General features: G+C 71.3%; 18 protein-coding genes. 4 read left to right on the top strand and 14 right to left on the bottom strand.

The window, feature by feature from the left end; all coding sequences use genetic code 11:
• Window positions 1-87: 87 nt before the first annotated feature.
• Together AB0F29_RS08250 and AB0F29_RS08245 are read left to right on the top strand one after the other, a co-directional pair.
• Window positions 88-1,137, top strand: a complete 1,050-nt coding sequence (locus tag AB0F29_RS08250) for a DUF3533 domain-containing protein (RefSeq protein ID WP_361868819.1) — start codon at window positions 88-90, stop codon at window positions 1,135-1,137.
• Between the two features lie 201 nt (window positions 1,138-1,338).
• Window positions 1,339-1,836 (top strand): phospholipase, encoded by a 498-nt coding sequence (locus tag AB0F29_RS08245; protein WP_361868817.1) that lies wholly within the window; start codon window positions 1,339-1,341, stop codon window positions 1,834-1,836.
• Between the two features lie 97 nt (window positions 1,837-1,933).
• On the opposite strand, the gene AB0F29_RS08240 is transcribed toward AB0F29_RS08245, so the two are convergent.
• Complete coding sequence (locus AB0F29_RS08240; protein WP_361868815.1) at window positions 1,934-3,112, bottom strand: S1 family peptidase; 1,179 nt, start codon at window positions 3,110-3,112, stop codon at window positions 1,934-1,936.
• Between the two features lie 345 nt (window positions 3,113-3,457).
• On the opposite strand from AB0F29_RS08240, the gene AB0F29_RS08235 reads away from it, so the two are divergent.
• On the top strand, window positions 3,458-4,369 hold the full coding sequence (locus AB0F29_RS08235; protein ID WP_361868812.1) for an alpha/beta hydrolase: 912 nt from the start codon (window positions 3,458-3,460) through the stop codon (window positions 4,367-4,369).
• A gap of 18 nt (window positions 4,370-4,387) precedes the next feature.
• Here AB0F29_RS08235 and fxsT read toward each other — a convergent pair whose 3' ends face one another.
• The 5 genes from fxsT to AB0F29_RS08210 all read right to left on the bottom strand — a co-directional run bounded on the left by fxsT (window position 4,388) and on the right by AB0F29_RS08210 (window position 12,802).
• Entirely contained in the window at window positions 4,388-8,323 is a 3,936-nt protein-coding gene (gene fxsT / locus AB0F29_RS08230) for an FxSxx-COOH system tetratricopeptide repeat protein (protein WP_361868810.1), read from the bottom strand.
• Window positions 8,320-9,660, bottom strand: a complete 1,341-nt coding sequence (gene fsxC / locus AB0F29_RS08225) for an FxsC protein (RefSeq protein ID WP_329153758.1) — start codon at window positions 9,658-9,660, stop codon at window positions 8,320-8,322. The genes fxsT and fsxC overlap by 4 nt, the downstream gene beginning before the upstream one ends.
• 75 nt (window positions 9,661-9,735) lie before the next feature.
• Window positions 9,736-12,078, bottom strand: a complete 2,343-nt coding sequence (gene fxsB / locus AB0F29_RS08220; protein WP_361868807.1) for a radical SAM/SPASM protein FxsB, inactivated metallohydrolase extension form — start codon at window positions 12,076-12,078, stop codon at window positions 9,736-9,738.
• Window positions 12,079-12,108: 30 nt separating this feature from the next.
• Window positions 12,109-12,273, bottom strand: a complete 165-nt coding sequence (gene fxsA / locus AB0F29_RS08215) for an FxSxx-COOH cyclophane-containing RiPP peptide (protein WP_361868804.1) — start codon at window positions 12,271-12,273, stop codon at window positions 12,109-12,111.
• A 355-nt stretch (window positions 12,274-12,628) separates the two neighbouring features.
• Window positions 12,629-12,802 (bottom strand): hypothetical protein, encoded by a 174-nt coding sequence (locus AB0F29_RS08210; RefSeq protein ID WP_361868801.1) that lies wholly within the window; start codon window positions 12,800-12,802, stop codon window positions 12,629-12,631.
• 270 nt (window positions 12,803-13,072) lie between these two features.
• Here AB0F29_RS08210 and AB0F29_RS08205 point away from each other — a divergent pair, with 270 nt between their 5' ends.
• Window positions 13,073-13,999 carry a DUF4231 domain-containing protein gene (locus AB0F29_RS08205; protein ID WP_361868799.1) on the top strand — a complete coding sequence of 309 codons (927 nt, stop codon included), beginning with the start codon at window positions 13,073-13,075 and terminating at the stop codon, window positions 13,997-13,999.
• A gap of 105 nt (window positions 14,000-14,104) precedes the next feature.
• On the opposite strand, the gene AB0F29_RS08200 is transcribed toward AB0F29_RS08205, so the two are convergent.
• The 8 genes from AB0F29_RS08200 to AB0F29_RS08165 all read right to left on the bottom strand — a co-directional run bounded on the left by AB0F29_RS08200 (window position 14,105) and on the right by AB0F29_RS08165 (window position 21,982).
• Window positions 14,105-14,584, bottom strand: a complete 480-nt coding sequence (locus tag AB0F29_RS08200) for a hypothetical protein (protein ID WP_361868797.1) — start codon at window positions 14,582-14,584, stop codon at window positions 14,105-14,107.
• Between the two features lie 201 nt (window positions 14,585-14,785).
• Window positions 14,786-15,685 (bottom strand): S1 family peptidase, encoded by a 900-nt coding sequence (locus AB0F29_RS08195; RefSeq protein WP_361328155.1) that lies wholly within the window; start codon window positions 15,683-15,685, stop codon window positions 14,786-14,788.
• 230 nt (window positions 15,686-15,915) lie between these two features.
• Entirely contained in the window at window positions 15,916-16,737 is an 822-nt protein-coding gene (locus AB0F29_RS08190; protein ID WP_361868794.1) for a DUF1684 domain-containing protein, read from the bottom strand.
• Between the two features lie 4 nt (window positions 16,738-16,741).
• Window positions 16,742-18,022 (bottom strand): NtaA/DmoA family FMN-dependent monooxygenase, encoded by a 1,281-nt coding sequence (locus tag AB0F29_RS08185; RefSeq protein ID WP_361869543.1) that lies wholly within the window; start codon window positions 18,020-18,022, stop codon window positions 16,742-16,744.
• A 14-nt stretch (window positions 18,023-18,036) separates the two neighbouring features.
• Window positions 18,037-19,113, bottom strand: coding sequence for an LLM class flavin-dependent oxidoreductase (locus AB0F29_RS08180; RefSeq protein WP_361868791.1), 1,077 nt, complete (start codon window positions 19,111-19,113; stop codon window positions 18,037-18,039).
• 167 nt (window positions 19,114-19,280) lie between these two features.
• Entirely contained in the window at window positions 19,281-20,255 is a 975-nt protein-coding gene (locus AB0F29_RS08175; protein WP_361868789.1) for an ABC transporter substrate-binding protein, read from the bottom strand.
• Window positions 20,256-20,294: 39 nt separating this feature from the next.
• Window positions 20,295-21,047 (bottom strand): amino acid ABC transporter ATP-binding protein, encoded by a 753-nt coding sequence (locus AB0F29_RS08170; RefSeq protein WP_361869540.1) that lies wholly within the window; start codon window positions 21,045-21,047, stop codon window positions 20,295-20,297.
• Between the two features lie 17 nt (window positions 21,048-21,064).
• Window positions 21,065-21,982 (bottom strand): amino acid ABC transporter permease, encoded by a 918-nt coding sequence (locus AB0F29_RS08165; protein ID WP_361868787.1) that lies wholly within the window; start codon window positions 21,980-21,982, stop codon window positions 21,065-21,067.
• Between the last annotated feature and the right edge of the window lie 43 nt (window positions 21,983-22,025).

Raw genomic sequence — 22,025 nt, 5'->3', positions numbered from 1 at the left:
GAAAGCCCGAGGCCCGCCCGACCCCGCGCTACGCCGTTCGGCCCCGCCCCGCCTGCGCGGACGCCGTCACGCCGGGACCGTGGGGGCATGACTTTCGTCGACGAGGTGAAGAACGCCGTCACCCCACGGGCCGCCCTGCTCGTCATCGGTGTGCTCGGACTGCAACTGCTGTTCATCGCCTCCTACGTCGGAGCGCTGCACAAGCCCACGCCGACGGATGTGGCCTTCGGGGTGGTGGCCCCGCGGCAGATGTCCCAGCAGCTCGTCGACCGGCTGGACGGGCTCCCCGGCGGACCGCTCGACCCCCGTACGGTGAGCAGCGCCGCCGAGGCCCGCGAGCAGATCATGAACCGCGACATCGACGGCGCCCTGATCGTCTCGCCGGAGGGCCGCACCGACACCCTGCTGGTCGCCTCCGGGGGCGGGACCGTTCTCTCCGGCGCCCTGGAGAAGATCATCGCCCAGGTCGAGGGCTCCCAGCAGCGGGCCGTGCGGACCGTGGACGTGGCGCCGGCCTCCGCCGACGACTTCGACGGACTCTCGTCCTTCTACCTGGTGGTCGGCTGGTGCGTCGGCGGCTACCTCTGCGCCTCGATCCTGGCGATCAGCGCGGGCACAAAACCCGCCAACCGGCAGCGGGCCACGATCCGGACCGTGGTCATGGCGCTGTACGCGATCGCGGGCGGCATCGGCGGCGCGGTCATCATCGGCCCGATCCTCGGCGCCCTGCCGGGGAGTTTCTGGGGCCTGGCCGGCCTCGGCGCCCTGGTCGTCTTCTCGGTCGGCATGATCACGCTCGCCCTGGAGGCGCTGACCGGCATCGTCGGCATCGGCCTGGCCGTCCTGATCATCGTCATCGCCGGCAACCCGAGCGCGGGCGGAGCCTTCCCGCTCCCGATGCTCCCGGACTTCTGGCGGGCGATCGGCCCGGCCCTCCCTCCGGGCGCGGGCACCTGGGTGACCCGCTCGATCGCCTACTTCCGGGGCAACGCGGTCACCGGGCCCCTGCTGGTGCTCTCGGCCTGGGCGGTCGCCGGCACGGCACTGACCCTGCTGCTGTCGATGCGGCACCGGGCCGGACGGGACGATGACGGTACGGAGACGGCACGCACGGCCGGCGGATCGACGGCTGCCTGACGCCCGCCCCCCTTCCGCTCGGTAGAACGTTCATGGGGCCGCCCCGCCGGGCGGCCCCATCTGACGTGCGCACCAATTCTTGATGTCCGGTCAGCGCGACGCCTAGTCATGACAGGTGCATGACGACATGCTGGAGCGGCCTCGTACCACCCGACGAGGAGCACGGCCTGGACCACTCCTTTCACCCCACGGAGGTCGCTCATGCGTCGTCGATTCACGGTTCCGCTCGCCGCGGTCGCCCTGTCGCTCCCGCTCAGCCTGATCACCGCCGCCTCCGCCGCGGCCGCCCCCGCCGACAAACCCCAGGTGCTCAGCTCCTGGACCCAGACGAGCGCCTCCAGCCACAACGCCTGGAACGCCGCCCGCAACAACCAGGGCGCCTGGTCGGCGTACGGCTTCAACTGGTCGACGGACTACTGCAGCAGCTCCCCCGACAACCCGTTCGGCTTCCCCTTCCAGACCTCCTGCGCCCGCCATGACTTCGGCTACCGGAACTACAAGGCCGCCGGCACGTTCTCCGCCAACAAGGCCCGCATCGACTCCGCCTTCTACGAGGACCTCAAGCGCGTGTGCGCCCGCTACTCGGGCGCGACGAAGACCTCGTGCAACGGCACGGCCTGGACCTACTACCAGGCCGTGAAAGCCTTCGGCGTCTCCCCGGCCAAGGCTGACTCCGACAATCTGCCCAAGGCCGCCTGACCTCCCGGCCGCCGGTTCCCGTTCCGCCCGCACCGCACAAGGGAGAGGCCCCCGGTACGCCGGGGGCCTCTCCGTGTCGCCGTGACGCGGTGGAACGTCAGCCGATCTCGGCGCCGTAGGCGGCCAGCGCCTCCGGTACCGGCTGGAAGAAGGTCGTGCCGCCCGAGGAGCAGTCGCCGCTGCCGCCCGAGGTCAGACCGAGCGCGGTGTCGCCCGCGAAGAGGGCGCCGCCGCTGTCGCCGGGCTCGGCGCAGACCGTCGTCTGGATGAGGCCGTTGACGATGTCGCCGTTGCCGTAGTTGACCGTGGCGTCCAGCGCGGTGACCTCACCGTCGTGCACCTGGGTGGTGGAGCCGCTACGGGTGACCGCCTGGCCGACCGTCGCGTCGCCCGCCCGCGTGATCGCCTGGGTCGAGCCGTCGTAGAGGTTCACCTCGCTCGGGTGCGCGGTGTCCGAGGTGTACTTGACCAGGCCGTAGTCGTTCTCCGGGAAGCTGGAGCCCTCGTTCGCCCCGATCTCCGAGCCGCCCTGGGTGTCCGACCAGCTGGTGACCGACGCGGTGCAGTGGCCGGCGGTCAGGAAGTACGGCTCGCCGCCCTTGACCACGTTGAAGCCGAGCGAGCAGCGGGAGCCGGAGCCCCAGATCGCGTCGCCGCCCGCGATCAGCGGCGTGAACTCACCCGCCGTCCTGTTGAGTTCGGCCGTGCCGCCGAGACCCTCGACCACGGCCGAGAGCTTCTTCCAGGCAGCGCCGTCGACCGTGCTGTCGGCGGTGACGAGCACCTTGTTGCTCACCGGGTCGACCGCCCAGGAGGTGCCCGGGATCGTCGCCTTGTCGGTGAGGGTCCCCCGGGCCGACTTCAGCTCGGCGAGGGAGTTCTCCACGATTCGGGCCTTGCCGCCCGCCTGGCGGACCTGCTCGGCGCCCGCCTCGTCGACGACGTTCACGACAAGGGCCTTCGCCGTGGCGTCGTAGTACGAGCCTGCCGCGTCCGCGCCCAGGTCCCGGTCCAGGGCGGTGGCCAGCTTTCCGGCCGCGTCCGCGCTGAGGGTCTTGGCCGCGAATACCGGCACATCGTCACTGGCGTTCGCAGTCTGGAACGTGAATCCCGCTGCGACCAGGGCGACGACGGCCGAGCCGGCCAGTGTCGCACGCTTCCTGGATATGCGTCGATGCTTCAACTTCGACCTCCTGTGGGGCCGCGCACGGAGCAAGTGGGGTGCCCGTACACGGAGGATGGGGCGCCCACTATTCCGACGCGGCGAAACGCGCACAAGGTCGGCTTCCAGACGTGCACACGACAGCGACGCTACGCCCGCGAGGTGTTCACCTACCCCGGGTCTTGCCACGTCGGTTCCGATCGCGAACACCCGGTGCAACCGTCGACAGCCCCTGGGTGAGGACTAGTCCTGTCCGGTATTCGCCGGTGCCGGTCCGGATGGTGTACCGACCCGTCCGGATGCCGACGGAATTCGTCCACCGGGAGCCTCCCCGTACCTTCACAGTTCCTGTCGCCCAACAGTCCCGGTAACGCCCCTGATGGGTCATCATCGAAAGGGCAGCACACGCCGGGCACACCGTGCCCGGGCCGGCCGGGTGACCGAGCGGAGGAGGAACGGGTGCGCAATCGGGTGCTCGCGGCGGACGGGCGGCATCTGATGGTGGAGCGGATGGGCGATCCACGGGGGAGACCGGTCTTCCTCCTTCACGGCACTCCGGGCAGCAGGCTCGGGCCCGCTCCCCGCGGCATGGTGCTGTATCAGCGCCATACGCAGCTGATCACCTACGACCGCCCGGGATACGGCGGCAGCGACCGGCACGAGGGCCGTCGGATCGCGGACGTCGTCGAGGACGTCCGGGCCATCGCCGACTCCCTGGGCCTGAAGCGATTCGCCGTGGTGGGCCGCTCCGGCGGGGCCCCGCACGCCCTGGCCTGCGCGGCGCTGATGCCGGAACGGATCACCCGGACCGCGGCGCTGGTCAGTCTCGCGCCCCCGGACGCGGCCGGTCTCGACTGGTTCGACGGGATGACCGCGTCCAACGTGCTCGCGTACTCCACCGCGGCAGACGACCCGGAGAGCCTGGCGGAGTCCTTCATCACGCGCTCGGCGCAGATCCGCCGGGACCCGGTCAGGCTCCTGGACGACCTACGCCGGGAGCTGACCGACTCCGACCGGGTGGTGGTCAACGACGCGGGGATCCGCTCCATGCTGCTGCGCAACTACAGCGAGGGGCTGCGCACCTCGGCGTACGGCTGGATCGACGACGCCATCGCGTTCTGCAGCCCCTGGGGGTTCGATCCCGGCCGGATCACCGGCAAGGTGCTCCTCTGGCACGGGGTGCAGGACGTCTTCTCCCCGGTCGGCCACTCCCGCTGGCTGGCCGGGCAGATACCGGGCGCCACCGCCGTACTCGAACCGGAGGCGGCCCACTTCGACGCGTTCCCCATGCTCCCCCGCGTCCTCGACTGGCTGCTGGACGAGCGGGAGCCCCCGGACGGGACCGTGCGGGGGCTCCGGCCGGGAGGGTGAGCCCTCCCGGCCGGGCGGTCACACCGACATCGGTTCCAGTTCCCGCCGGAACCGCTCGTCGGTCCGGGCCATCCGGACCAGCGGATGATCGTCGCCGAGCTGGCGCGACAGCTCGGGGACGATCTCCGCCCGCAACTGCACCGCCTCGTCATCCCGCCCCACGGCGGCGAGCGTGACCGCCATGTTCGAGGTCATGGCCAGGGTCTCCGGATGGTGCGCCCCGAGCGCCTCGCGCAGCTGCCCGGACAGCCGCTGCTCGGTCTTCAGCACGATGTCCAGCTCTCCCCGGTCCGCCGTCGCGCTGGCCAGGTTCATCACACAGAACAGGGTGTTCGGGTGCTCGCGACCGAACGTGTCCCGCATGGAGGCGACGACCAGCTTCAGCACCCGCTCCGCCGCCTCCGTCTCCCCGGCCCCCGTCAGATAGACGCCGAGGTTGTTCTGCGCCGCCAGGGTGTACGGGTGCCTCTCCCCCGGCACCTTCATGAACTGGTCCACGACCTCCTGCGCCGTGTCCCTCGCCTCGGCGCTCTCGCCCGCCGCGAACAGGTCCGCGGCGAGGTTGAGGTCGCAGGCCAGCGAGTCGGGGTTGGCGATGGTGTACTTCGCCCGGTAGCGGGCGCGGGTCGCCACCGTGAGACGGCGGGCGTCCTCCAGCCGGCCCGCCCTGCGCAACGACACCGCGAGGCTCTTCGCGGCGCTCAGCGTGGTGGGGAAGCTGCGGCCCATCGTCTCCTTGAAGCTGTTGTACGTGGTGCTGAGCAGCCCCACCGAGTCCTCGTACCGTCCGACCTCCCGCAGGTCACGGGCGAGGTTCATGGCGGAGGACAGGCTGTAGGGGTGCTCCGGTCCGAGCACCTGGGAGCGCAGGTCGTAGACGTCCTGGTCGATCTCCCGGGCGCGGGCGTACTGGCCGACGCTGCGCAGGTTCAGGGCCAGGTTGTTGGCGGCGGCCAGGGTCCGGGGGTGGGAGTCGTGGAAGATCTGCCCGAACCCCTCGTGCGCCTCGGTCGCCATCTCGATCGCCCGGGCGTAGTCCCCCAGCAGGCCGAGGTCGATGGCCAGGCTGCTGGTGGTCATGTACGTGTGCGGGTGCTCGGGGCCCAGAACCGCCCGCTGCCGCTCCAGGGTGAACTCGTCCAGCTCCTTCGCCTCCACGTAACGACCCCGGGTGCGCAGGATGTTGGAGAGGTGGAAGCAGAGGTAGAGGTACTGCAGGTCCCGCTCCCCCAGTTTCTCCCGCCAGATCTCCCGCAGCTCGTCGCCGAGCGCGCCCGCGGTCCTGACGTCGCCGCGCTTCCAGAGGTAGCGGACCCGGTCGATCAGGAGCCTGCGGGTCTCCGGCTCCTTGCAGTTGCGGGCATCGGAGGGGCCGAGGTGCGGCCAGATCGTCGCGAAGCGCGGCCAGGTCTCCGGATTGTCGATCGGCTCGTCGTCGTCGGGCCGGGCGCCGGCCAGGATGCGGTGGACGACGTGCCGGGCCTCGCGCTGCTCCTCCTCGCTGAGCTGTGCCTTGATCACGGCCTGGACGAGGCGGTGGACCTGGATGGAGTTGGAGACCTGGTCGACCTTGGCGAGGGCGAACCGGCCGATCTCCCGGATGACCCGGCCCAGCACCAGCTTTTCCTGGAGCGAGGAGTCGTACGGCTTCAGCGCGTCGATCATCTCCTTGCTGTAGAGGAGGTTCGCGGAGATCGGTTCCGGGGCGAAGAAGGCGCAGAGCTGGAGGAGCCGCACGGCGGCGGGCGAGCGCTCCTTCAGCCGGGCGATGGAGATGTTCCAGGTCGCGGCGACCGGTTCCGGGTAGCCGGCCGGCTGGTTGAGCCCGAGGACCTGGGGCGCCTGCTGGGCGAGCTGTTCGAGATAGGCGTCGATGGGGGTGGCGGTCTCCGCGATCCAGGCGGCCGCCTGCTCCACGGCGAGCGGGAGGTCGCCCACGGCGGTCGCCACCTGGTCGGCGTCCTCGTCGCTGAGCCCCGGCGCCCGGCGCTGGAGGTGCTCGATCGACTCCTCGCGCAGGAAGACGTCCACGGGCAGCGCGTCCCCGTGCTGGGACCAGCTCTGGTTGCGGGAGGTCACCAGGATGTGGCCGGAACCTCCCTGCGGGAAGTAGCGGCGCAGCTGCTCGGGGTCGTCCGCGTTGTCGAAGACCAGCAGCCAGCGGTCCGAGGGCACGCCGCGCCGCAGCAGGTCGACGGCCTCCTGGGAGGCTGCGGCCATGTCGTCGCCTCCCTGGGCGCCGAGCCGGACGGCGAGCTCGGCGAGCGAGGCGACCACGTCGTCGGTCTGCTCGGACGATATCCACCACACCAGGTCGTAGTCGGCCATGAAGCGGTGCACGTACTCCAGGGCCACCTGGGTCTTGCCGACGCCGCCGAGTCCGTACAGGGTCTGCGGCTGCGGCAGGACGACGGCCAGGCCGCCGCCGAGCTGGTCGCGCATCCGCTCCAGGACGAGGGAGCGGCCGGTGAATCCGGGGTTGCGGGGCGGCGCGTTCCAGATCCTCGGCACGGTGCCGGGGAAGCGGGGCCCGGGCGAGACCCCGTCCGCCACCTGCACCGGGCGGTCCAGGGCTCGCATCACGGCGGTGGTGGCGTGCACCTCGTCCAGCCGGAAGAGGTCGACGGGGTTGCGGTCGATGTAGGGGGCGCTCAGGCGTACGTCCCCGACCCGCAGGGGAACCAGTCGGCGGCGGCCGCTGCCGACGGCCTCCGCGGCGGTCCGCTCCCACAGCTCGACCGCGCGCTGCGACTTCAGGTAGGCGCTGGAGAGCAGCACGACGGTGCGGGCGGCGCTCTCCGCGGTGGTGTCGGCGGGCTCGTCGGGGGAGCGTTCGGCGGAGACGTCGCGCGGGACCACCCGGAAACCGGCCCGGGTGAGGATCGATTCGAGCCAGTCGGCCCACATCCGGTTCTCCGCCACGTAGCTGAGGAAGAGATCGGCGGGCAGGGCGGGCCTGCGCCGGGTGAAGGCGTCGCGGATCCGCAGGCGGACCTCCTCGCCGATCGGGGGCATGGAGGTGATCTCCCGGTCGGTGATGACCGCGACGAGCCGTTCGAAGGCGGAGAGCAGCGAGTTGGAGAGCCCGGCCTCGTCACCGAAGGTGGCGAGCGTCTCCTCGTAGGCGTAGTAGGGCCGGTAGGGGATCTCCACCGCGCCCCAGTAGGCGGTGAGTTCGTCGCCGGACAGGTCGCGCGGCAGCCGGTCGAACTTGAGCCGGGCCAGCGCTCGCCCGGCGTCCGCCTTCTCCTTCTCGCCCTCGTCGATGCGCATCGGGACGGGGTAGAGGGCGATGGGACGGCCGGTGTTGCGCTCGGCGATCTGGCGGGCGACGGAGGCCGCGCCGTCGATGGACTGGTCGCTGAGGGTGAAGCAGTCGACGAGCACGTCCGGGAGGTGGACGGTGCAGATGTCGGCGATGTCGCTGAGGCCGGTCCGGCTGTCGACGAGGACGTAGTCGTAGTTGGCCTTCATGTCGTCGCGCAGCGCGTCGAAGAAGTGGCCGCCGCCGAACCGGTCGTAGAAGTTGTCCCAGTCGAACGTGGAGACGGTCGCGGAGTATTCGCGGTTCTGCCGTCCGGCGGAGACGAAGTCGAGCGTCCCGCCCTGCGGGAACTCCCAGCCGAGCGACTCCGGGGTCAGCGACACGGCGTGCGGCTGGATGCGCGCGTAGTCGCGGTGCCAGTCCTCGGGGCGCTGGGCGGGGCTGGTCGCGGCCCAGGCGTACTCGGTGATCAGGTCGATCACGCCGGTGGTGGCGCCGAGGGTGGCCGGGTCGAGGAAGGGGTGGAAGAACCGGTGCAGCCCGGGGGCCTCCAGGTCCCAGTCGACGGCCAGTACCCGCTTGCCGTTGGCCGCGAGGATCCAGGCGGTGTTGGCGAGCGCCATGGTGCGCCCGGTACCGCCCTTGTACGAGTAGAAGGTGACGATGCGCCCGTCACGACCGGCACTCATAGGTCCTCCGCTTCCGTCGCAGGGTCGTGCGGGTCGGGGATGTAGCTCGTACTGCCCATGGGGCCGGTGAGCCGGGTCCGCTCACCGGAGCCGCCACCGGATCCGGGAGGGTAGGCCTTGGCGTGCTTGAGGTACTGCTGGGCGGCCACCTCGACCACCTGGGGCAGGAGTTGACCGAACGCCTCCATGGTGGGCACTCCTTTCGCGGCGGCCCGGCACAGGGCCCGGCCCTGGCCCATCTTGATCGGCATGGTCGCTTCGAGCGTCTCGATGAGCTCGCTCTCCGCCGCTCTGCTCTGGTGGTCGTCGCGGCTCCACGGCACGACCATGGTCACCCAGGGCCGGTTCTCGGCGTCGAAGGCGGCGAGCCTGCGGCGGTGGTCCTCGTCCCGGAGGGCCCAGCGGTCGACGAGCAGGATCTCGGGGGTGGTGGGCGGGGTCTTGCCGTCGTGCCGGTCCTCGTCGAACGAGGTGATGACGGCCTGGTAGTTGAGGGAGCGGACCAGTTCCTCCGCCACATAGGCCAGCGGGCGCGCGGCGGCCGGGTAGTAGGGGTTCCAGTCCTGGGGGTGGTCGCCGTAGTGGTCGCTGTTGCGACCCTCGGGCAGATCGTGGCGCGTCGGCGCCGCGATGGTGATCTGCATCGGCCGGGGGGCGCCGACTCCGCTGCTGGGGGAGCCGAAGGCGCTGGGCGCGAGGCGGTAGTCGACGGGCCGGCCGGTGTCGATGCGGACCGAGTCGGCGACGCTCACGATGCGTTTGGCCAGTTCGTAGACGGCCCGTTCGTACTCCTCGGCGAAGAGTCTGAGCTTGATCAGGCCGTACAGGCCGTCGCTGACGTACCGTTCCCCGAAATCACGGTGGTTGAACTGCAACCGCTCCGCGGAGCCGGGCAGTTGGCTCGGCGGCACCGGTACCCAGAGTGCCGGGACGATGGCCTCGGCGGGCTGGTTGGAGCGGGCCCGGTGGTGGATGGCGCGCTGTTCGAAGGCGTACCACTCCTTGCCGCACATCTCACTGGCGAAGTAGCGCGGCGAGAACAGCGGGACGAAGACCCGGCAGGTGGCGAGGACGTCGCCGAGCCGTTCGGACCAGCCCTCTCCGGAACGTATCTCCCGGTCCATGAAGCCCGCGGGCGCGCCCGCGGGTAAGTCGGTCATGGCCATCACATGGCCGCAGAGGTCCTGGAAAAGCCGTTCGACCCACATATCGGGGTCCGTGCCGCCGCCGTACCCCGGCGTGTGGGCGTAACTCAGAAAGAAATACGGCCGATGGCCCACCGCTCGCTGTTGCGTCGATGCGTGCACACGACCCCCGTCCTGTGTGAGCACTCGCATCCCGGAAGGAGGATAGGGAGTGGAAGCGAACTCATCATTCCGGAGCGGACCGCTTTCCACCCCCCTGCCGTTCGGTCATTCGAACGTCACTTTCTGGTCAGATCCCATGACGTTCGCCGCATGACCGGACGACGGGAAGCTCCTGCCGCCATTCTTCTCGGTCGCACTCCGGGTTCCGCTGATCTCCTTGCGGACAGCGGAGATCAGCTGTTTTCCGTCGACCGTCACCTCCGCCGCGTTTTCGATCTTGTCGAGAGCTTCCGGAACACCCGTGAGGTAGCGCGGGTCGTAAAGCCCGAGCCCCGCCCGTTCGAATGTCTCGGCCAGCAGTCGGGAGAACGTCACGTGTTCGTTCCCCCAAGGCGTCCGATGTTCCCAGGTACCGTCCAAGGCGTAAAGATCCGTCACTTCACCGAGCGCCCGCAGTTTCGCCCGGCGGAATCCGCTCAGCAGGCCGAGTGCCAGCTCGTTCGCCTCCGCCGACGGCCCGACGCCGAGCGCGCCGGGCCCGTGGCGCCCCGGCTCGGCGTCACCGGTGAACAGGGGGGTCAGCGTGGTCAACGTACGGGCAGCCTCGGCCGCCTGGCCGGGCACGGCGTCGGCCAGCAACGACCAGGCTTCGCCGACCCGGTGTGCCCAGGCGTCGGCCTCCTCCGCTTCCAGGCGGTCGGTCGCGGGGACGTCGAAGCAGTCGCGGAGGGGGTCGAGGTCGTCCAGCAGGAGTACGGGGGCGGGCGCCCGGCGCAGGACGTGTACGGGCAGCCAGTGCGGGCCCTCGGGCTCATCGGGGGCGATGCGCAGCTCCGTGCCGGGCGCGTCCTCCGGACGGCGGACGAGGAATCCGTCGGCCGTGGCGCGCACCACGGCCGTTCCCCGCTCCCCCGGGCCGCCGAGGAGCACGGTGCCGAGGGTGGGCAGATACAGGCCTCCGTCCCGGTACGCCACCGGCACGGACAGGTCGTGTCCGGCGCGGACGGCGGCGGCGGCCACGGTGGCGCCGAGCCGTTCGGCGGCGGGCCCCGTCAGGCCGCGGCCCTCCTCGACGTCCTCCAGGGCGCCGACGAGCCAGGTCCGGGTGTAGGGGTGGGCGAGCACCGTGTCGAGCGCCTCGGCGCCCGGGGTCTCCGCCTCCAGCGTCGCCGCGAGCCGCCAGGCGTCGTCCCAGAGGGCCCCGCCCCGCCCGTCGAGGGTGTCGTGGAGAGCCGCGAGCAGGGTCCGGGTCAGGTCCTGGTGGGCGGCGAGCAGTTCGTCGGGCGCCCGGACGGCGGGCGACTCGGTGGCCGCGGCCGTGCGCTCCTCGATGCCCCGGATCAGGGCGGCCAGGTCGGCGCAGTAGACCGACGGGTTGTCGAAGCCGCTGTCGAGACCTGCGGGGCCGCTGCCGGAGCGGTACCGGTGGGTGTAGAGCCCGCCGCCGCACGAGCGCACGACGGGGCAGCGGCGACAGGTCTCGCTGACCCCGGCCAGACCCAGCTGCCGCGCCCGGACGCCGGGGTGGGCCGCGACCTCGTCGAAGGTGTTGCGGAAGACGTCGAACCCGGTGGCGGCGGCGCCCTCGTAGGCGCTCTTGAGCGAGTCGACCTGTTCCAGCTGCCCGTCGGTCTCGATGACGACGAGGTCGGTGGGGGCCAGGCCGAGGGACTCGGTGAGGCTGGGGCCGCCGTTCAGGCTGGAGAGCACCGAGGCGAACATGCGGACGGGCATGGGGCGGCCCTGCTCCGTCCAGCGGTCGAAGACCGTCAGGAGCCAGTCGGCGTACGCGGTGGGCGATCCGTCCGGCCGCGGGGGCGGGTCGTCCCAGGTGGCGTGCGGCAGCAGGAAGTCGACGAGCGGGGGCCGGAGTGCGGCGAGAGCGTCCTGGACAGCCACCGGGTCGTTGTGGATGTCGACCGTGCACAACAGGCCGAGGTCCAGGTGGCGGTAGCGCTCCTCGCGGAGCAGTTCGACGGCTCGCAGCACCATCGGGTGACTGCTGCGTCCATCGGCGAATCGCCGGTGGCGGTCGTTGGCCGCGCGGTCGCCGTCGAGCGAGATCCCGACCCGGACGTGGAACTCGTCGAACAGGTCGAGGTAACGAGGGCTGAGCTGGACGCCGTTGGTGTGGATCCTGAGGTCCAGCTCAGCGATGCCGTGCAGAGCCGAGCCGAGCTCCTCGCAGACCCGTCGCAGTCGCGCGGGCCCCGCCAGGAGCGGTTCCCCACCGTGCAGGATCACTGTTACGGAGGGAAGCGCATGAGTCGTCGCATGCTCGGCCAGGCGCCGGGCAGTCCAGGAAATTGCCTCGTCAGAGATGGTCTTGGGGCGTGTCAGCCAGCTCTGGTCGGCATGTTCGTAGACATAACAATGATCACAGGCCAGATCGCACCTGCTGTGCACTTTCAGCACGAATTCACGGAAGGGGACCAGGGGTCCTGTCATCCCGTCATTCTAGCCGCTTCCGACGTCGGCTCAGAGAGCCGAATTGAACGTGGAGATCCGGGTGGACCTGGCCGTTGTCGCACCGCATACGCGGTTGATCTTCCTGGCGGCCTCGGCGCTGCGAACGTCGGTCGCCGAGAGGGTCGCGCGGTTCTTCGCAGAGGCGAAGGCGGGGGTGGTTCCGTAGGTCTTCACGGCCGTCCTAGGGGGATCCTGAAGGGGTCTGTTTCCGGACATTGAAACGCTGCCGGATTGCGTGTCATCACACCTTCCGGCACGCGCACTTTACTACCGCGGAGGCTCTTCCACATGCCGGCGGAGCGGCCTTGACACCTGGATTCGAAACTCGGAACGCACCTTCCGCTCGGCCGCTCGGGTGAGCGGGGGACGAGCGGCGGAACCGGCGGGCCCAGGGGCTGTCCGGCCCGCCGCCGGCACGCGCAGGTGAGAGGCTTCCCGCCGCCGGCGAGAGCGCTCGCACAGGTGCCGGGCGCGCGCACCGCGCGGGTCCCGGACGGCGGGCGCCGGGAGGCTCCGGCGGGACGACGGTTCACCCGTTCACCAGCTCCTCGCCAGGGAGATCGTGTCGCGCCCGGGCGACGCGCACGCGGTCCAGGACGGGTTCGCGGCCCTCGCTCACGGCGCCCGTGACCCGCGCCCGGGCGCGCGGCGCGTCGACCCGCCCGGCGCACCGCGGCGAGAGCACGCCCGCCGTCCCGGTCACTCTCGATGGCCCCTCCCCGCACGGAGGTGGTCGCACCCCCCCACAGGGGGCAGCAACTCACGTCTGGTTCAGCCCAGTTGAACCACCTTGCCACAGAGTCGCGATGTGAGGAAGGTCACCCGCGCGGAAGTGGCCGAACCCTGTCGTGGTGACCGTCCGAGGAGCCGGGACGCTCTTGCCGCGTCCGGTCCTCCCCCCTACTCTCGTGGCCCGGGCGGGGCAGGCGCCACGACCGGCCGGGTCAGACGACAACTGCAGACGGAGGCGTCCATGACGGCGTTGCCCGAGCCGCTGAGATCCATGGTCTTCAGGAACGACGACCTGCCGACGCTGTTCCACCACACCGACGCGGTCGCCGTGGCCCGCCAGCGTGAGGCCGTGAACACCACCCGGGCTCAGCTCGCGCTGCTCGTGGCGGGCACGGTGCCCGCGGCGCTGCCCTGGCACACCGAGGACGGACCGGCGGCCCGTGCCCTGTACGGCGCCGCGGTGCTGGCCTATCTGGGCGTGCTCTTCGCGACCTTCCTCGCCTCCCACCGCAAAGCAAAGTCGCACTGGCAACTGAACCGCTCTGCGGCCGAGTTCATCAAGTCCAACTGCTGGCGCTACGCGGTCCACGGCGCACCGTTCGACAGCGCGTCCGAGCACCCGGAGGCGCTGTTCGCCAATCGTCTGGAGGACGGCCTCCAGGAGTTACGGAAAGTGGGCTGGGCCGACCCGCGCGAGGAACTGCCGGATTCCGGCGGCCTCATCACGGAATCCATGCGCGCGTTACGGAACAAGGCCTACACGGTGCGCAAGGAAACCTATGTACGGGACCGGCTCATCGAACAGCGGCGCTGGTACCGCAGGCGCCAGCAGGCCTCCCGGCGCGGGGCGCTCCTGTGGTCGGGCGCCATTGTCGCGCTGACGCTCCCGGCGCTGGCGCTGAGCGTTCTCCAGGCCTTCGGGGTGGGGCGCTCGTTCGGCCTGACGGGGGCGTTCTCCGCGGCGGCGGCGGCCTGTCTCGCCTGGAACGAGATGCGGCGGCACCATCCGCTGATCTCGGCGCACTCGCTGGTGGAGAAGGACCTGGAGTCGATGCAGGCCGCCATGGAGACCACCCTCACCGAGCGGCACTGGCCGGCGGCGGTCTTCGAGACCGAGCGGATCGTGTCGCCCGAGCACACCGACTGGCTGGTCAGACATCGCGTGTGAGCCGGGGAGGCCGCCGTACGGGGTCGGGAGCATCTCTCCTCGTACGGCCTGCTCGGCGGGCGCCCACCGGTCATGGGCGGCCTCCCGTCATGGCGCCCTCCGGGGTCAGCCGCGCAGTACGCCGTCGCGCCAGATCACGGTGACCGGGCGGCCCAGCGTGCGGGCATACGTCACGATGTCACCCGTGCCGCCGAGGCCCCGGGCCGGGAGGCCGTCCCAGACGGCGAGCAGGCGGTCGCAGTGGTCGGCGATGTAGGCGCCCGCCGCGTAGTACGCCTCGTCGGTGGAGTGCGGGAAGTCGAGCCGGACCTCCTGCGCCGCGCGCGCCTTGAGCATCCGGTAGCGGGCGAGGTCGACGGCGTTCTCGAAGCAGGCCTCGTAGTCGCCGCTGGGGATCACGGCGGTCAGTTCGGCGCCGCAGGCGAGGGCGAGGTCGGCGAAGAGCTGGTCGGCGCCGACCGCCAGGCTGGAGAGCGCCTGCGTCGCGCCGTCGAGGCCGCACAGCGCGGCCCGCAGACCCGCGAGCACATGGGCCTCGGCCTCGGCGGGGATGGAGCGGTGACCGGTCACTCCGATGCGATTCACGGACCTGCTACCCCCTGATGCCAGCGGAGCGCGGCCAGGAGCGCGCCCGCCCCCGTCGCCCCGCCCCCGTCGCCCCGTAGCGGCGACCCGTCGTGGCGACATCCTCTCAAGAGCTCCCCGGCGAGCGGGAGCCCCCGTCCGGAATTCCGGACGGGGGCACGTTTGTACGGACTGCTCCGTACCTGGCCGGCGTGGGACCGGTCAGTACACGCTGACGCCGTACGCGCTCAGCGCCTCGGTGACCGGCTGGAAGAAGGTCGTTCCGCCGGAGGAGCAGTTGCCGCTGCCGCCGGAGGTGAGACCGATCGCCCGGGTGCCGGAGTAGAGCGGGCCGCCGGAGTCGCCGGGCTCGGCGCACACGTTGGTGCGGATCATGCCGTAGACGACGTCGCCGCCCCCGTAGTTGACGGTGGCGTTGAGTCCGGTGACCGAACCGCTGTGGGTGCCGGTGGTGGAGCCGCGGCGGGTGACGGCCATGCCGTTGGTGGCGTTGGCGGCGCTGGTGATGTCCTGGCCACCGACCGTGCCGTCCTTGGGAATGGTGGTGTTGGTGTAGCGCACGATGCCGTAGTCGTTGTTCGGGAAGCTCGACCCGGAGGTCGTGCCGAGCACGGTGGTGCGGGCCGAGTTCGCCCACCAGGTGGTCGCGCCGTCCGTGCAGTGGCCGGCGGTCAGGAAGTAGTAGGTGCTGCCGCTGCGGACGTTGAAGCCGAGCGAGCAGCGTCCGGTGCTGGAGTAGATCGCGTCGCCGCCGGAGATCAGCTTGGTGAACTTGCCCGGCGTGCGCTCGATGCGCAGCGCGTCGGCGTTGGCGCCCGCCGACTTCTTGATCTGGTTGATCTCCGCCTTCGAGACCGTGCTGTCGACGGTGACGACGAGGCGCTTGGACTGCGGGTCGATGTTCCAGGCGGTGCCCGCGATGTCGGCGCCGAGCACGGCGTCGCTCGCCGCGGTCAGCTGGTTGGCACTGAACGTCCGGGGGGTTTCGGCGTTCGCGGTGGGAATGGCCATCGCCGCGACGGCGGCGAGCCCCGCGAGTACGGCCGTGGTACGGACGCGTCTCGCCGCGTTCGAGCGGTTACTGGTGCGCTTGATCCTCACTTCGGGTTCCTCCGAGGGGAATCGGGGGCCCTCCTGTGGGGTGGCGGGCCCGTGAGGCGCAGTCGGGGGCCTGCCCGGATTCCGGAGTTGCCGTGCCCCTGACAATCGCTGACCGGAGTATCGAGGGGCCCGGACAGGGGGCGCAAGAATGCCTTTCGGCCACGTGGGTCACACACGCCTCCGGCCCCGGGAGCCGTGGGGCTCCCGGGGCCGGAGGGACCTCTCGCGGGTCAGGCGTCGATCCGGTTCCGCTCCCCCGCCGGGACCGCGACGGAGAGCGTGTTGCCCGGGGGCGGGAACGGGCAGATGAAGTGATCGGCGAAGGCGCACGGCGGCAGCAGCGCGCGGTTGAGGTCGACCTCCACGCGGCCGTCGGCGGCGGGCGCCGCGGGCCGCAGGAATCGGAAGCGGTAGCTACCGTTCCCGCTGGTCGTGTCGGCGAAGACGGCCCACAGCGACCCGTCGGGTTCGACCGCGACCTGGAGCGTGTGCTCGTCGCCGTCCACCGTGAAGACGATCTCACCGCCGAGCCCGAGACCGCGCTCGACCCCGTCCGCGTTGACCACCCGCACGGTCCGGTCGTCGCCGTAGGGACGGAACGTTCCCGGCAGCGCCCAGCGGGGGTCGTACGGGGTGGCCTCGATGGTCGAGAAGGCGTGCCGGGCCGGTGACCCCGGGTCGAAGTCCCGTACCGCCCAGAGCCCTTCGCGGCGGAGCACCACCAGCCGCCGCTCCCCCTGCGCCACCCGGGAGTCGTCGATCGGCCCACGGTCCGCCCCCAGCCTGACCTCGCCGGTCAGCGGCTTGCCGTCGACGACGACGCCCTCCTCCGCGGCGGCTGTGAGGACCACCTCGTCGCCCTCCTCGCGCCACTGTCCCGGGACGGCCGGAATTCGCCCTTCCGGGTAGTCGGAGAGCCAGTGGGTTCCGGTCAGGGAGAGCGGGCCGTACGGGGCGGCGACGGCGACGACGCGCCCTTCGTGCCACCGCTGCCAGTCCTGTGCGGCGTCCGGCCCGCCGCCCTGCTCCTGCTGCTGTGCGTCCGTGCTCATGCGGTCAACCTTTCCATACCGGCTCCGGGAGGCCGAGGTGCGACCGCAGCGTGGAGCCGGTGTATTCGGTGCGGAACGCTCCGCTCTCCTGGAGGAGCGGGACGACCCGGTCGACGAAGTCGTCCAGGCCGCTCGGGGTGAGATGGGGGACGAGGATGAAACCGTCGGCGGCCCGTTCGTCGACGAACGCGGTCAGCTCCGCCGCGACCGTCCGCGGCGAGCCGATGAACGACTGCCGGGCGGTCGTCTCGATGACCGTCTGCCGCAGCGAGAGCCCCTTGGCCTCGGCGATCGCACGCCAGCGGGCGACCACGGCAACAGGATCCCCGTGCAGGACCCTGCCCTTGACGAGGCCGGAGTCGATGACGGGGTCGATCTCGGGAAGCGGCCCGTCGGGGTCGTACGCGGAAAGGTCGGCGCCCCAGAGCTGTTCGGCGGTGAGGATCGCGTTCTGCGGGGAGATCTGCTGCCGGCGGATCTCGGCGGCGCGCTCCTGGGCCTCGGCGTCGGTGTCGCCGGTCACCACGGTGACGCCCGGCATGATCTTCAGGTCGCCGGGCTCCCTGCCGTACGCCGCGAGCCGCGCCTTGACGTCGGCGTAGAAGGCGCGGCCCGCCTCCAGGGTGCCGTGCCGGGTGAAGATGACGTCGGCGGCGGAGGCGGCGAACTCCCGGCCCTCGTCGGAGTCCCCGGCCTGGATGACCACCGGGTGGCCCTGTGGCGAGCGCGGGACGGTGAACTCTCCGGAGATCGTGAACTGCGGCCCCTCGTGGGCGAAGGGCCGTGACACGCCGTCGGGCGTCCAGGAGTCCCACAGCTCACGGGCGGTGGCGACGAACTCGGCTGCCCGGGTGTACCTGTCGGCCCGGTCCAGATAGCCGCCCCGGCGGAAGTTCTCCCCGGTGAAGGCATCGGAGGAGGTCACCACGTTCCAGGCGGCCCGGCCCGCGCTGAGGTGGTCGAGGGTGGCGAGCCGGCGGGCGAGTTCGTACGGCTCGTTGAAGGTGGCGTTGACGGTGGCGGCGAGGCCGAGCCGGTCGGTGACGGCGGCCAGCGCGTTCAGCACGGTCAGCGACTCGGGCCGGCCGACCACGTCGAGGTCGTGGACGCGGCCGTTGTGCTCGCGCAGCCGCAGCCCTTCGGCGAGGAAGAAGAAGTCGAACTTCCCCCGCTCCGCCACCCTCGCCAGCTGCTCGAAGGAGGAGAAGTCGATCTGGCTGCGGGAGCGGGGGTCGGTCCACACGGTGGTGTTGTTGACGCCGGGGAAATGGGCGGCGAGGTGCATCGGACGGGACACGGTCAGACCTCCTTCGCGGTGGACCTGGCGGCGGCGTAGCGGCTCGCGGGGCGCACGAGCCCCAGGTGCTCGCGCAGGGTGCCGCCCGGGTGGAAGGTACGGAAGAGGCTGCGGTGCTGGAGGAGGGCCACGGTGCCGTTGACGATCCTTTCGAGGTCACGCTCGGGAGTGATGGGCGTGAGGTGGAAGCCGTCGGCCGCGCCGGCCCGGTGCCACTCGGCGATGAGGTCGGCGAGGTCGACCGGGCCGCCCCGGAAGTAGGTACCGCGCCCGGCGAGCCGCGGTCCGCTCACCAGGCCGGGTTCCGGCGCGGTCTCCCGGTCGCCGAGATCGACGGTCAGCGCGACCAGCACCCGCAGCGCCCCGGGGTCGCGCCCGTGGCCGGCGGCCCTGGCCCGCACCTCGTCGCGGACGGCGGCCGCCTGCTCGGGGGTGGTGGCCCGGATGTGGACGACATCGGCGTACCGGGCGGCCGCCTCGCGGGCCGGGCCGGTGGTGGCGTCGATGACGGTGACGGGGCGGCCCTGCGGCGGGCGCGGCACGATGGCGGGGCCCCGTACGGAGAAGGTGGCGCCCTCGAAGTCGACGTAGTGCAGCTTGTCCCGGTCGATGAAGCGGCCCGTGGCGGTGTCGCGGATCTCGGCGTCGTCCTCCCAGCTGTCCCACAGCCGCCCGGAGACGTCGGCCACTTCCCCGGCCTCCTGCCACAGGGCGGCGGGCGGTGCCGCGGGGCGTCTGCCGAAGAGCCGGGCCTCCGCCTCGGTGGTGGAGACGTCCGCGCTCCAGCCGGCGCGGCCCCGGCTCACCCAGTCCAGGGTGGCGACGGCCGAGGAGACGTGGAACGGCTCGGTGTGGGTGGTGGTGACGGTCGGGACGAGGCCGATGCGGTCGGTGGCGGGGGCGACGCGGGCGAGGACGGCGAGCGCGTCGAGACCGGGGCGGGCGAACGAGTCGCCGAGGGTGACGTAGTCGAGCGCGCCGTCCTCGGCGAGCCGGGCGAGCCGGAGGTAGTGCCCGGCGTCGTAGTGCGGGGGGCCGCCGATCTCGGCGGCCAGGTGGAGGGAGGCAGGGGCGGGCATGCGGGAACCTCTCGGGTGACGGTCGGTCGGGGGGGCGCCGCGGAGGCCGTTGACCGGCCGCGCCCCGGACGGGACGCACGGCCGGGGCGGCGGACCCGGTGGGCCCTGGGGTGTCCTGCCGGTCGTGGACCGGCCCCGATCGGCAGGGCACCCCCGGTTCGGATCGGTCAGCTCTCCGTCTTCGGCAGGCCGGGCGGGTTGATCTCCGACTTCTCCACGGCCTCGCCGCCGAGCCCCCAGCGCTTCAGGACCTTGCCGTACGAGCCGTCCTCGACGATGTGGTCGATCGCGGCGGCGTACGCCTCGACCAGCCCGCTGCCCTTCTTCGTGGTGACGGCGATCTTGCCCTGGAGGCCGCCGCCGGCCCCGGAGATCTGTCCGGCGATCTCGCTCTGGCCGGACGTCGCGACGTGGTAGGCGGCGGACGGGCTCGGGCCGAGGTGGGCGTCGATGCGGCCCGACTGGAGGGGGAGGTAGTAGTCGTTCTCCTTCTGGAAGTACTTGATCTCCACGGGCTCGCGCCCGGCCTTGACGTTCTCCTCGCTCCACTCGACGAGGATCTTCTCCTGGTTGGTGCCGGAGGAGACCGAGATCGTCCTGCCGGCGACGTCGGCGGGGCCCTTCACCTTCCAGCCGGAGCCCTTCTTGGCCTCGAAGGCGATGTTGTCGAGCCGGTAGGTGGCGAAGTCGTACTTCTCCTTGCGCTCCTCGGTCACGGTGACGTTGGAGAGGACCCCGTCGAACTTGGAGCTGTCCAGGCCGACGAAGAGGTTCTCCCAGGAGACCTGCTCGAACTGCGGCTTCAGACCGAGGGTGTCGGCGACGAGGGTGGCGATGTCGATCTCGGAGCCGATCCGGGTCCTGTCGTCGGTGGCGTAGAAGCCGAGCGGCGGCACGGCGTCCGCGCTGGCCCCGATCCTCAGCGTGCCGCGCTCGCGGATCGCCTCGGGGACGAGGGCGGCGACGGCGTCCACCTTCCTGCCTCTGAGACGGTCCTGGTCGGGGCTGGTGTTGACCCCGGTGTCCTTCCTGTCCTTGGACGCCGCCACGCCGGTGGAGACGTCGGGGTCGCCGCAGGCGGTGAGCGTTCCGGTGGCGGTGAGCGCGGCGAGGGCGAGGGTGATACTGCGGCGGACGGACACGTACGTACTCCTTGCGGATGAGGGAGGCATGGGGGCGGGTCAGAGAACCTTGGAGAGGAACGCGCGGGTGCGCTCCTGGGTGGGGCGGTCCAGCAGGTCGGCGGGCGGGCCCTGTTCGACGATGCGGCCCTCGTCCATGAAGACGACGGTGTCGGCCACCTCGCGGGCGAAGCCGATCTCATGGGTGACGACGATCATCGTGGTGCCGCCGTGCGCCAGGTCCTTGATGACGTCGAGGACCTCTCCCACGAGCTCCGGGTCCAGCGCGGACGTCGGCTCGTCGAAGAGCAGCAGCCTGGGCTCCAGCGCCAGGGCGCGGGCGATCGCGACGCGCTGCTGCTGGCCGCCGGAGAGCTGCCCGGGGTAGGCCGCCGACTTGTCGGCGAGGCCGACCCGCTCCAGCAGCTTCTCCGCCGCCTCGACGGCCTCCTTGCGGGGGCGGCGCAGCGCGGAGACGGGCGCCTCGATGATGTTCTCCACCACGGTGAGGTGCGGGAAGAGGTTGAAGTTCTGGAAGACGAAGCCGATCTTGGTGCGCTGGCGCAGTACCTCGCGCTCGCGCAGCTCGTAGAGCTTGTCGCCGTCCCTGCGGTAGCCGACCAGGGTGCCGTCCACGCTGATCCAGCCCTGGTCGACCTTCTCCAGGTGGTTGATGGTGCGCAGCAGGGTGGACTTGCCGGAGCCGGAGGGGCCGAGGATGACGGTGACCTCGCCGGGCCGCACCGAGAGGTCGATGCCGCGCAGCACCTCCAGGGAGCCGAAGCTCTTGTGCACGGAGCGGATCTCGACCATGGCATCGCTGGGTGCGCTCATCGCACGGCCCCCTTGGCGTAGTGACGTTCGACGTAGTACTGGACGATCGAGAGGGCGGTGGTCAGGAGGATGTACCAGGCGGTGGCGACCATCAGCAGCGGGACGACCCGGCCGCTGCGGCCGTAGACGACCTGGACCTGGTAGAAGAGCTCGCCGATCGCCATGACGGAGACGATCGAGGTGCCCTTGAACAGCGAGATGATCTCGTTGGCCGCGTTGGGCAGGATGGAGCGCATCGCCTGCGGGAGCACGATCCGCCGCAGCTGCCGGAGTTTCGGGATACCGAGGGCGGCCGCCGCCTCCAACTGGCCGCCGCCTACGGCCAGTACGCCACCGCGTACGATCTCCGCCGCGTACGCCGCCTGGTGCAGCGCGAGGCCCAGGACGGCCGCGCTGACCGCGCCGACCAGGTTCATCGTGTCGAAGGTGAGGAAGCCCGGCCCGAACGGGATGCCGAACTGCAACTCCTCGTAGAGATAGGCGAGGTTGAACCAGAACAGCAGTTGCACGATGAGCGGGATGGAGCGGAACGCCCAGATGTAGCCGTACGCGACCGTCCGCAGGAACGGGCTGGCCGACAGCCGCATGAACGCCAGCACGATGCCGAGCGCGAAGCCGAGGACCGTGCCGTAGAAGGTCAGTTGGAGCGTGAGCCAGACCGCCTTGAGGATGACCGGTGCGGAGAAGAACTGCGCGAAGACGTCCCACTCCCAGCCGGGGTTGGTGACCAGCCCGTTGATGAACTGGGCGACCAGGACGGCGGTCACGGCGACGGCGACCCAGCGCCAGGGGTGGCGGACCGGGACGACCGTCAGCTCTCCGTAGTCGGTGCCGGGTTCGGCGGCTTCGGGAGCGGGTGGGCCGTCGAGGGTCCCGGCGGGTGGGTCGATGGGTGGATCGCTGGTCAGCGACATGAGTGGAGTCCTTGGGCGCGGTGGCGGGGTGGTACGGGAAGGG

Origin of the sequence: Streptomyces sp. NPDC026589, assembly GCF_040638385.1 — a bacterium.
In the GTDB taxonomy this organism is placed as follows: domain Bacteria; phylum Actinomycetota; class Actinomycetes; order Streptomycetales; family Streptomycetaceae; genus Streptomyces.
Note: the sequence above shows the minus strand (reverse complement) of the source record. Positions and strands in the feature narration are given on the sequence as shown.